The sequence below is a fragment of the Pedobacter jejuensis genome, from assembly GCF_003725795.1.
In the GTDB taxonomy this organism is placed as follows: Bacteria; Bacteroidota; Bacteroidia; order Sphingobacteriales; family Sphingobacteriaceae; genus Pedobacter; species Pedobacter jejuensis.
In genome coordinates, this window is record NZ_RBEE01000025.1 from 1 (window position 1) to 12,199 (window position 12,199).

At 34.5% G+C, this 12,199-nt stretch carries 6 protein-coding genes; 3 read left to right on the plus strand and 3 right to left on the minus strand.

Translation table 11 applies throughout. From position 1 onward, the window contains the following. Window positions 1-5,311: Ig-like domain-containing protein (locus D7004_RS13745; protein WP_148042801.1), on the minus strand; the 5,311-nt coding region annotated here is incomplete at its 3' end. 402 nt (window positions 5,312-5,713) lie between these two features. Between D7004_RS13745 and D7004_RS13750 the strand changes: the two genes are divergently transcribed. The 3 genes from D7004_RS13750 to ettA all read left to right on the plus strand — a co-directional run bounded on the left by D7004_RS13750 (window position 5,714) and on the right by ettA (window position 10,999). Continuing rightward, a complete protein-coding gene (locus tag D7004_RS13750) occupies window positions 5,714-8,497 on the plus strand; it encodes a sensor histidine kinase (protein ID WP_148042802.1) in 2,784 nt (927 codons plus the stop codon). Window positions 8,498-8,499: 2 nt separating this feature from the next. Then, a complete protein-coding gene (locus D7004_RS13755) occupies window positions 8,500-9,234 on the plus strand; it encodes a LytR/AlgR family response regulator transcription factor (protein ID WP_123206449.1) in 735 nt (244 codons plus the stop codon). Between the two features lie 85 nt (window positions 9,235-9,319). Next, the gene (ettA, locus tag D7004_RS13760; protein WP_123206450.1) at window positions 9,320-10,999 is read left to right on the plus strand and encodes an energy-dependent translational throttle protein EttA; all 1,680 of its coding nucleotides are present in this window, start codon (window positions 9,320-9,322) and stop codon (window positions 10,997-10,999) included. A gap of 45 nt (window positions 11,000-11,044) precedes the next feature. Here the strand turns inward: ettA and D7004_RS13765 are convergent, their stop codons facing one another. Both D7004_RS13765 and D7004_RS13770 read right to left on the minus strand, forming a co-directional pair. Further along, complete coding sequence (locus D7004_RS13765; RefSeq protein WP_123206451.1) at window positions 11,045-11,428, minus strand: hypothetical protein; 384 nt, start codon at window positions 11,426-11,428, stop codon at window positions 11,045-11,047. Window positions 11,429-11,446: 18 nt separating this feature from the next. Continuing rightward, window positions 11,447-11,794, minus strand: a complete 348-nt coding sequence (locus tag D7004_RS13770) for a hypothetical protein (RefSeq protein WP_123206452.1) — start codon at window positions 11,792-11,794, stop codon at window positions 11,447-11,449. Between the last annotated feature and the right edge of the window lie 405 nt (window positions 11,795-12,199).

The following is a 12,199-nucleotide window of genomic DNA, read 5'->3' on the forward strand; positions in this document are numbered from 1 at the left end:
TGATGCTGTGTGTTCCCGGAGCTAAATTGGTATAAACTAATGTTGCTGAATATGTTCCGCCATCAACGCTGTATAAATATCCTGTTGTACCAGCAATACTAATGGAACCTGTTGGCGTTCCGCAAACCGGTTGCGCTGTAACTGTTACGCTTGGTGCTACCGCTTCTGCTTTTGCAGGGTCAATCGTAACAGTAGTTGCAGTGCTTGTGCATCCGTCAACACTTTGTGCCGTGATGCTGTGTGTTCCCGGAGCTAAATTACTATAAGTTAAAGTTGAGGTGTAAGCACCGCCATCAACACTGTATAAAAATCCTGTTGTGCCAGCAATACTAATTGAACCGGTCGGCGTTCCGCAAACTGGTTGGGCTGTTACCGTAACGCTTGGTGCGGATGCTCCTGCTTTTGAAGGGTCAATCGTAATGGTCGTTGCAGTGCTTGTGCATCCGTCAGCACTTTGTGCCGTGATGCTGTGTATTCCCGGAGCTAAATTACTGTAAACTAATGTTGCTGAATATGTTCCGCCATCAACGCTGTATAAATATCCTGTTGTGCCAGCAATGCTGATGGAACCTGTCGGCGTTCCGCAAACCGGTTGCGCTGTTACCGTAACCACCGGGGCATCGGGTTTATTGTATAACGTTATTGTACCACCAAGACTAACCGCTGAACAAGGTGTACTCTGTCCAATAGTTTCAACCTTGTAATTTCCACTTGAAGTTGGTGTACCGCTTATGGTTAATATACTTCCATTTATAGAACTAGTTAATCCAGCGGGTAAATTAGCAACAATTATCCCTGTTGCACCACCACCAAAAGTATAGGTTATATCAGAAATTGCTACACCAGGGCAGATGGTTTGACTAACGGCACCAGCTGAACTCAAAGTTGCAATTGGATTTACAACTATAGTCATAGTAACAGTTTCAGCGCAGTTGCTAACATCTGGCACAAATGTGTAGGTAGTGGTTTTAGTGTTATCAACTGCAGGCGACCATACTCCAATTATACCGTTATTGGATGTTGTAGGAAGTGCAGATAAGGTTGTGCCAGCGCAAATATCAGCCACTTGAGTAAACACAGGTACAACTGCAGGTGTTATGCTTACCGATGCTTTTGTTCTTACTCCCTCACAATTAGCGGTACTAGTTAATGATGCGTAATAATCACCATTCGTTAATACTGTTGTTGAGGCTAAAGCCGTACCGCCGCTAGCTACATTGAACCAATTTAAAGTTGCTCCACTACTGGTTATATAAGCTTGCGTTTCTGGCGCAATGGTAATATCTGCTAGGGTTTTAGGATTGGCTTGGCAAAAAACCAAATTTTCTCCACCTGTTGGAAGTAAAACAGCTTCAGGTGTGTAGGTTACTGTAATTTCATCTTGTTGTTGGCAATATTGATTTGATGGTAAAGTAGCATCATAAATAATTTCTACTTTATACACTCCGTCAAGACTATAATTTCTTGCATCGATGCTAACAGTTGATGCCGGTAGATTTAAATTTATGAATGTGCCCGAGGCATTCTTCTTATACCACTTATAAGTAGATAATGGTCCGCCGTAAAACCCTGCCGCTGTAATGGTGTAAGTACTTGGATTACCTGAATTTATAGCTACGCAAGATAGATTTTTACCCAAGCCAACTAAACCTGGAGTTCCTGTAAGAAAAATTACCTTATTGTTATTATTACCTAAAGATGAACTGTTTACATCAAACTCTAAATTGGCATTTGTTGCTTTTATTCCACCAACATTAACAAAATCGAAACGGTTATGATTGTTTGGATTGGTATAAGCAATTGTTGCACCTGTAGTCACTGTACTGGCACGTAAGGTATTAAACTGGCAAGGTGTTCCATTTATTGCTATTTCATTCGTAATGGTTTGTGTGGTATTATCTGCTAAAATCAAAGTTAAAGATTTCGGGAAAAGCGTAAGCTTGCCAATGCTATTACTACCGGTTATGGTTCTATTGTGCGCTAAAATAAGCTCGTTGATTGTTAAATTACCAGAAATAACTGATAATGAATTAACATTTGTAGTTTCTATTATATTATATGCATGACCGTTGTTACCATTAAAATCCAAACCAATTTTAATTCGGCTACCATCAGCTTGTAATGTTATACCAGCGAAATTATTATATATCCAAACGCTTCCAACAGCAATTGTACTATTTCGAATATCTAAAGAACGAGATGAAGTGCTACCACTATTAAAATTTCTGCCAACAGAAATATTTGTATTGGCAGCATTAAAAATACCTTTATCGAATTGTAGGTCTAAGCCAACAGATAAGGATGATGGGGCATTAAATACACCATCATAAAAAAATAAGTGGGAGCCTATTACAAACGCTGAGCGGCTAATGTTTACTGTACCTCCCCTAACAACCATCGCACCACCTACCTTAATATTTTTATCTATATTCCATACCTGTGTTGCTGAATTGGTCACCAGCTCAAAGCTTCCTATTGTGCTCTCTGCTAATGTTGCTCCAATTATATTTACAGTACCTACTCCATAATGAGTAAGCTGAGCAATTAACATTTCCTCCCCCATACTTAAGTAATTTCCATAAGCATTTGCCATAATTGCGGTTGTTCCACTATTAATTTTTATGCCTGAAGGAGCATCACTATGCGTAGTCATATTGTTAAAATACGCCGATTGATTAAGGATATTAATATTTAACCCGTTCACCCCATTACCAGAATAGCTATTAAAGTGCACATTATCGTATTTGGTTGGAACGCAGCCCCCCATTAAAGGTGTTCCGTCAGTATTGGTGGTCCAGTTTAAAGGATTGTTCCAGTTTCCATCGCTAACACCAATCCAATACAATTCTTTTGAGGCTGATGGCAAGAAGCTCCAGTTGGTTACACCTGTATCTTGTATTCCTGTAGCGGTATATGTAGCACCCGTACTTGTATCGGCTTGTACTCCTGTCATCCATACATTAGGTACATTAATGCTATTAGCAGATTTAAAAATGAACTTTTGTCCTGCAACTTTTCCAAACACATACATTTCCATTAATCCCTGGCAATCGCCAGTATGGGTAATAAAATTTTGATTTACCGTTACCACTACATTATTAAAGGCTTTTAATGTCCCATTTTTTTGAACCTCCAAAATATTGGTTGTAACGTTTCCTCTAAGTAGCAAATCAGCAGTTTGCACAGTAGGCATAATTCGTATTTCATTGGCTATAACACCCGGGCTTTGAAAATCAGCTGTTTTATTAAAAATATTAAAATTATGAAAGGTTAAGTTTGTGCCACCTATTTCAAGCGCCGTTGTAGAACTTGATAAAGGAATATTTGAAGTAACATCGTAATATACATGCCCAGGATTGCCCAAAAAATAATCACCATCCCTTAAAATAATACGAGAAGTCCCTGCATCAAGCGAAGTAGATGTATTTGCATAATACCATTGTTGGTTAAGAGAGATAATTGAACTGCCTAATATTAAGTTTCTTGGTATGATTGGCGTTTGGCTTAAATTTCCTATAAAATTACTTCCTATAAATACGTTCTTACTGTTTGTATTTAAAGTTCCTCCATTGAAATATAAGGAATATAGAGCACTATTTACTTGTTGAAAATCATCTTGCAGTATCCAACCACCTTTGCCATTAAAATAGGTAGTTTGAAATTGAGAGCCGTTTGAGGTTATGGTTTCGCCTAAATCTTTTGATAGAAATTGAGTATTATCTGTAGCAACTATCATTCCTGAGCGCATGTACCAAGAACCATAACAAAACATACTTGTTTGCACTGTACTGCCTCTGGTAAAATTAAAGGCTTGTGCATTATTTTGTACTGTAATATCATGAAAACTGGCGCTATTGCTTGTAACTCTAACAACTCCACCTGCTATTACCGAGTTACTATCAAAAATTACATCATCAAATTTAGTTGGTAAGCAATAACCACCTGGTCCGCCGGAAGTTGCTGACCAGTTTGCCTGGTTGTTCCATTCACTATCGTTAGCAGCACCTACCCAGTATAACGTTTTAGATGCAGGTTCCACAAAAGTGATACTACCTGCATTGTTACCACCATCAACACCTTTAACCAATAAACCATTAGTACCATTAGAATTAATTGAGGTTACTGTAGCATTCGTCAATTTAATATCAGCTCCAGTATTATTTCTAATATAACTGATGCTTGATGGAGTACTGGTAATATTATAATTTGGACTACAATCTGGCGTATTATCGGTAAGAGATTGTGTAATTGTAAGTATCTTGTTTGTCGAAATAGTATAAGTAGCAGAAGGTGCTAAAGTTAATTTACCAATCGTAAGTGAATTTAGAAAATAGCCATTTGCGTTTTCATAAACCAATTCATTTATAGCTGAATTAGCTCCATTTTCACTAATTCTTGCAACTGTTGTAATAGGATTTCTAATTGTTACCTTATTAATTACAGAGCCAGATTTAGTGTTAAAGTTTCCATTTAAAATAATAAACTGAGCTGTACCTGAATTTATATTTCCTAGATAATTCCAGGTAGTAGCAGTTATTACTGCATTATTTGCAATATTTAAAGTACTATTGCTATCACCATAATCTCCATTAACTATGCTTGCAGTTTGCAATGCCGGCAAAGAAAGTGGACTGGTTGATTTCAAAATAAAAGTATTTAGTGAAAAAGATGTACAATTTGGCATTGTTAATAATGCATTATTAGTAATGCTTAATTGGTTTCCAGAGATGAGAGAGGTTCCTAAATAATTTAAAGTACCAGCTTCAACACTTATAGAGGTTGTATTCATATTACCAATTACCTTGGTGGTCCCTAAGCCTTGTTTTGCAAAAGAGTTTAACAAGCCAGAGGCTGCATTATCATTTAAGTTAAGCGTTGAGGTTACGCCCAAATCGGGAACCATTTTGAAGTACGCACTCCCAAACTCTAATCGTACATACGGTTGTAAGGTTACATCTTCTTTTACAGATAGGCTATAACTACCAATAATCCTCGGGGAGTTACTGGCTCCTAAATCTGCTGCAAAAGTTAGCGATTTAATAGTGTATGCAGCGAGGCGGACATTAACCGTACGAGACGCTACCGTTCCTGTACCTGTTAAACCAGATGCGGCATCAAAAATAACATGCGTATCTTGTGTTGGTATCGATGATGGCTGTGTGGCGGCTTGTGTACCAGATTGGAAAGACCAATGGGCAACATCATCCCAATTTCCCGCTCCTCCAATCCAATACATGGTTTGTTGTGCCAAAGCAGCATCAATAAATGTAAAAAAGGATAAGGCTAAAAGTAATAAGTACTTATTTTTCATAAAAATTTGCTAAACTCTTTAAAGTCAACTGTAACTTTGTCGTTTGTGCAAAAACTAGTCTAACAATAAGTTTTTAGTGCTGAAAATGGCTTTAAAGCCAAGTTGAATTTGCCAATTATGTATATGGGTTTACGAAATCTAGAAACTCGACAAAAGCCTCTATGTAAAAACAGACACTAACAGTAGATTAATTTCCCCATAAATACCCAATCGACATTTGATTGATACAAAACCCTTCAATTTCTATATACTATAAATTGGTTTACACCTAAAAACAGAGGCTTTCACCTTTACAGAGGTGATATAGAATATTAATTTCTTGTGTATTAGCTTTTGGTTGAAAATTTGCCAATAGTTCCTTTCAATAAAAATCAATTCGTTAAAATAGGTATAGCAATAAGAATGAAGTTTAAGTGTATTGTGTTTTTATTGTTTATGGTTTTGCTAAGGCAAACTTCTTTTGCGCAAAAAACAATGCTTGCATGGAACTATAACATGTACAATTCTGCGCTTGCTACCAATAACATTTATAAAATAATTTGCGATAATAACGGCCATTTATGGATGGCAACCGACCGAGGGATTGTTCTTTATAACTTCTCGAGTTTTACAACCTACAACCAGCTGATAGATAATGATATTGCAAATCTTTTTTATGAACAAAATACATCAAAATTGTTTGCCCTTACCTATAACTCGAAACTACTTCAGGTAAATACTCAAACCAAAAATATAGTTAGTATAATTTCTAAAAATAAGGTCTTAGGGGCATTTATGTATGCATACCGCTATAAAGGTAGCCTGTTCTTTATATCATCTAATCAAAAGTTTAGGTTAGAACATAATAAGCTAATCGAGTTGCCTGCAGATAACACAATTTACAAACAGTATCTAGATAGTGATAAATCTGCTTCTACAATTCCATTTAAAAAATTTTATGAAGAGATAACCTGGGAAAACATTTTAAAGAGTAGCATCAGATTCGATATTTTTAAATCGAGAAATTTTATGCGCTTAACCAAGTATAATACGGTAAGTATAGATGGAAAAATTTATCATAAGCATAACAATAAATATTACAATATAATTTATGCTGAAAAATTTAAGCTTAAAGAAAACCAATTTATTACGGATATAGAAATTATCGATTCAGATTTATATATTGCTATTTATGGTCGAAATGGGGGTGTTTTTCGTTGTAAAAATTATTTTTCGGAGCCTGAAAAAGCAGTATTTACTAGAATCAGCGATCCGGGAAGTTGTACATCAATTTGCAAAGATAAACTAAATAACCTTTGGTATAGTTTGGTTGGCAAAGGTCTATTTCTTATCAATAAGCCAGCACTAAATACTCAAATTATAGCAAACAAGGATATTACTCAATCTGATAATCAATTTATCGCGGTAAATGATAGTCTTGCTTTATTTCGAGAAGGAGCGCTCGAATCGGCACGAACGTTACTGTTCGATTATCAAATTGGAAATTTATCAACTTTTAACAATCGTGATACTCGTATCGATTTAAAGCAAAGAAAAATTTATGCGTCGTTAACCGATCAAGACAGAAGACCATATAAAGATATATCTCATAATAAAAAAATGAGGTTTATTAAAGATTCTATTAAATATTTGGATGCTAACTATAAAGATCATAAAATATCAACGCACACCAATAGAATTTACCGTAAAGGAGATTACTTTGAAAACATCGTAACCCTCTACGCAGAAGACGATAGCATTTATCTATACGATTTAAAGAAAAACAATATAGAACGAAAGCTTCATCTTGATAATGTGGGCGCCATAAATTCCATATATTTCTATAACAGAAATAAAATTTTTCTTTGCGCTAATAACGGTGTTTATGCTACCGATATTAATTTCAGAAAACCTAAGAAGCTAAGTTCTAAAGTATTTAAGAAAGTTTTAATAAATCATAATGCCGCATTTTTTATAAGTAATGAGGCAATAGAGTATATGAACTTAAATACTGGGCAGATTAGACAAGTTTTCAACGTCAAAACGTACTCCCCTATTTTTTCTATTCTCGATTTTGATTTAAGCGAAAATAAAATACATGTACTCACTAATATCGGCTATGTAAATTTAGAGCAGTCTATCATTCAATCTAGTGCTACCCAAATAAATTTTAACCTCGAAGAAATTAAATTAAAAAGCAGCTCCATTTATCAACCAAAAGAAACAATAAACATAAACCGTTTAGATGCAAATGAAATAAAATTTGTTGTGCAGTTCTTAAATCCTGAAAATAAATTTTACAAAAAAAGTTACGCCTTTATAAAACAAGATGAAGCTGAAAATTGGAAATCTTTTAATGAAGATGATTTTATACTTACCAACATCACTCCCGGAAACTATATTTTAAAAATTAAAGTCGGATTTTCGAGCACTTCAAAAGATAAAATATTAACATATTTTATAAAAATAGAGCCCGCATTTTGGCAAACTGATTGGTTTATTATCACTTCAATAATTCTTACTGTAGCTAGCATTGTTGCAATAACGGGGCTTATAATTAAGCATAATGCGCAAAGAAAATTAACCAGCGTAATTTTAGAAAAACATATTTTAGAGATTGAAAACCGTGCCTTTTTGAACCAGTTAAATCCTCATTTTTTATTTAATGCGTTAAATACACTTCAAGATTATATTATCAGAAAAGACACGCACAATGGAATTATTTACTTACAAAGGGTTGCCTCGCTGCACAGAAATATATTGCAGTTTAATACAAAAAACTACATCAACGTTGCTGAAGAAAAAGCATTTTTAGAAAAGTATTTGTTTGTACAGCAAAAGAGATTTAGCGATAAGTTTACTTTTACAATCACGATTTCAGAACATGCTGAGCAAATGAAAATACCACCTATGCTTTTACAACCAATTGTAGAAAACGCAATTGAACATGGTTTTTCTAATACAGAACCAGATAAAAAAATTAACATCAACTTTGAAAAAATACAGGGCTATTTACAAATTAGCATTGTAGATAATGGTACAGGAACTTTAGAGAAAATTTCGTCATTAATTGAAGGTCATGCTTTATACATTATAAGTGAGCGATTAAATTTCATAAACCTAAAAAATAACACTAGAAACAATAGCATGGATTTTAAAGCCAATAAGCCAAAAGGGTTAATTGTAAACCTAACAATTGATTTATAAATATGAATTCAAAATTAAAATGCTATATAATTGATGATGAGGAAAGAGCAATAAATTCATTAGAGTTTTTGCTAGATTATTACTGCAATGATTTAACTGATGTTGTTGGTTCTAGTTCTATCTATCAGGACGCCTTAATTTATCTAGAGAAAAACAAACCAGATATACTTTTTTTAGATATAAATCTTGGCACAGAAACTGGTTTCGATTTATTAAAAACGTTAGGCGCTCTACCAAATACTAATATTATAATTGTTACAGCCTATAGCGAATTTGCATTAGAAGCATTTAGCTATGAAACGGTAAATTACTTGCTCAAGCCAGTTGACCCAGAAGCATTACAAAAAACTATAAATCGAATACATAGCAAGAAGGCAGGCCTAAGCACAGCTGATAAACCAAAAGTAGAAGCAGAACAATTATTTTACCCAAGTAAAAACGGATATACTCGCTTAAATTATAAAGATATTATTTGTGTTAAGGGCGATGGAAGTTATGTAAATATTTATTTAGCAGATACAACTTTGATAACAGCAAGTAAAAACCTTTCCTTCTTTCAGCAACTTTTAAGCAGTCGCGAAGAATTTATCAGGGTGCATAAATCATACATAATAAATAGGCTGCACATCAAGCAGCTTAATAAGCAAGGTGGCATAAAATTAATTATGCAAAGCGATATGCAAATTCCGGTATCTCAAGCAATGAAAGATATGGTTATGGATATTATTGGTTACTAACTAGGGTTGAATATTGACTTTTCATTTTAAAAAACATTCTCTTTTCATTCCATTTTAAGCATCTTTGCAAAAATAAAATTTCATAATGGCAGACGAGAAAATCATATTTTCAATGGCTGGTGTAAATAAGATTTACCCTCCACAAAAACAGGTTTTAAAAAATATATACCTTTCTTTCTTTTTCGGTGCAAAAATCGGCGTTATTGGTTTAAATGGTTCTGGTAAATCATCATTACTTAAAATTATTGCTGGTTTAGATAAAACATACCAAGGTGAAGTGGTTTTCTCTCCAGGATATTCAGTTGGATATTTGGCTCAAGAACCTATTCTTGATCCGGATAAAACCGTACGCGAAATTGTTGAAGAAGGTGTTGCAGAAGTAACTGCAATTTTGAAGGAATACGAAGAAGTTAATGAAGCTTTCGGTTTAGAAGAAAACTATTCTGACGCCGATGCAATGGATAAATTGATGGCTCGCCAAGGCATTTTACAAGATAAAATTGATGCTTTAGGTGCATGGGAAATCGATTCGAAATTAGAGAGGGCGATGGACGCTTTACGTTGTCCAGACCCGGAAACTAAAATTGGTGTTCTTTCTGGTGGTGAGCGTCGCCGCGTGGCAATGTGCCGTTTATTGCTTCAACATCCTGATGTTTTATTATTGGATGAGCCTACCAACCACTTGGATGCAGAAAGTATCGATTGGTTAGAGCAATTTTTGCAAAACTACGAAGGAACTGTAATTGCAGTTACCCACGATAGATATTTCTTAGATAACGTAGCAGGCTGGATTTTAGAGTTGGATCGAGGTGAAGGCATTCCTTGGAAAGGAAACTACAGTAGTTGGTTAGATCAAAAGGCCAAACGCTTATCTCAAGAAGAAAAAACAGAAAGCAAGCGCCAGAAAACTTTAGAGCGTGAGTTGGAATGGGTTCGTATGGCTCCAAAAGCTCGTCATGCAAAATCAAAAGCCCGTTTGGCAAACTACGATAAACTAGCTTCTGAGGATGGGAAAGAAAGAGAAGATAAACTTGAGCTTTTTATCCCCGCAGGGCCACGCTTGGGTAATGTTGTTATAGAAGCTACTAACGTAACAAAATCATATGGTGATAAAGTTTTGTTCGACAACCTTAACTTTTCGCTTCCTCCGGCAGGTATTGTTGGCATTATTGGCCCAAATGGAGCGGGTAAAACAACATTGTTTCGTTTAATTACCGGGCAAGAAGAAGCCGATGCAGGAACTTTCCGCGTTGGAGAAACCGTAGAATTAGGTTATGTAGATCAAATGCATAACGATTTGGCTGCTGATAAAACCGTTTATGAAAATATCACAGATGGTTTGGATAACATTCAGTTGGGAAATAAAGCTGTTAACGGTCGTGCTTACGTGTCAAAATTCAACTTTAATGGTGGCGACCAGCAGAAAAAGGTTGGAATTTTATCAGGTGGTGAACGTAATCGTGTACACTTGGCCATAACTTTAAAGAAAGGTGCAAATGTGCTTTTATTGGATGAGCCAACCAACGATATTGATGTAAACACATTACGTGCTTTAGAAGAAGCGCTCGAAAACTTCGGTGGTTGTGCCGTAGTGATTAGTCACGATAGATGGTTCTTAGATAGAATTTGTACACATATTTTAGCTTTTGAAGGCAATTCTGAAGTGTATTTCTTTGAAGGAAATTATTCTGATTACGAAGAAAATAGAAAGAAACGTTTAGGTGATGTAACACCAAAACGAATCAGATATAAAAAGCTTAGTTAATAAAAAAACTCGCGATTTTCATCGGGAGTTTTTTATGCATCAGTTTTAAGCAATAGCTGCAATTGCCTGCTTGTTGTGTTCGTTTGCTTTTCGTTTTCCTCTGAAGAAAAAGTATAAATTAAAGAAAAGCATTATTCCGAGATAGATTGAAAATCCTCCAATTTTAGAACTGAGTGTTTCAATTAATGTTTGATAATTATTTTCATAAGCTGTAATTTTCATTATTAATAATGCAAAGCCTAAGTTTAAAAGATAAAATCCTGTTTCAAAAAGTTTGTTGGTTGCATTCGCAATCTCTTCCCTTCCTTTAAAAATATCGAGCATATAAATTTTACTATTCTTAAAAAGCGTTTTTGAAACGTAAAAGGTTAAGAAAAGTGCTGTTGGTAGATAAACTGCATAACCGATTAAAATCTTAGTCGTTTCCATAATGTTAGTTTTAAATTGTTATTTAATTAATTTATTAATATTGGTGGTAAGTAAAAGGATATTCAAATAATGAAGGATGGATAGAATGCAAATAATAGTGGCAATTTTAATAGATAAAACTTCTACCAATTGAAGTGGGTTCTTAACTTCCTCCCATCCAACCAATGTCATTGCGCAATAACCAATGTTAACCAGATAGTAAGCAACTAATAGTGTTTTATTAATTTGCTGGCAAACATCTAAATGGTCTGGAATTAATTCGGCAACGAATATATTGCCATTTCGGTAACAGATTTTACCTACAAAAACAATTATCAAAACGATTATTGTAATGAAAATGAAATAGCCAATTATGTTTAAGTTCATAACGTTTGAGCTTACTTATAAAACCTTCAGAAAAAAATAAAACTTTTAACCAATTTTTTCATGCCTTTAAATGGAACACTAAGTGGTTATTTTTTCTATCAATTTCATAATGTAAAAATAGATTAAAGTTATTGAACTTTCAAATATTATTGAAAATATATTTTAAAAATGAGTCTTGTTCACAAAAACCTTTTATGGATCTGTTTATGTAATGAGATTGTGTTGTAAGTTGAAAAAGCTGTTATGCGATAATATATTACCTTCTTAATAATTATCTAGAACAATGACGACTGCCTTTCGTCAGGTAAGAGACCATAATTACGTGTTTCAGCTAGATTGAAATTATTAATTTCTGATAACAACCAATTTATGCATCATGCCTTGCACCTTCCAATTTATTAACAA

What these genes read in the sequence shown, in the direction of transcription:
- D7004_RS13750 (WP_148042802.1), top strand. Translation starts at nt 5,714, where the DNA reads ATGAAGTTTAAGTGTATTGTGTTTTTATTGTTTATGGTTTTGCTAAGG.
- D7004_RS13755 (WP_123206449.1), top strand. Translation starts at nt 8,500, where the DNA reads ATGAATTCAAAATTAAAATGCTATATAATTGATGATGAGGAAAGAGCA.
- ettA (WP_123206450.1), top strand. Translation starts at nt 9,320, where the DNA reads ATGGCAGACGAGAAAATCATATTTTCAATGGCTGGTGTAAATAAGATT.
- D7004_RS13765 (WP_123206451.1), bottom strand. Translation starts at nt 11,428, where the DNA reads ATGGAAACGACTAAGATTTTAATCGGTTATGCAGTTTATCTACCAACA.
- D7004_RS13770 (WP_123206452.1), bottom strand. Translation starts at nt 11,794, where the DNA reads ATGAACTTAAACATAATTGGCTATTTCATTTTCATTACAATAATCGTT.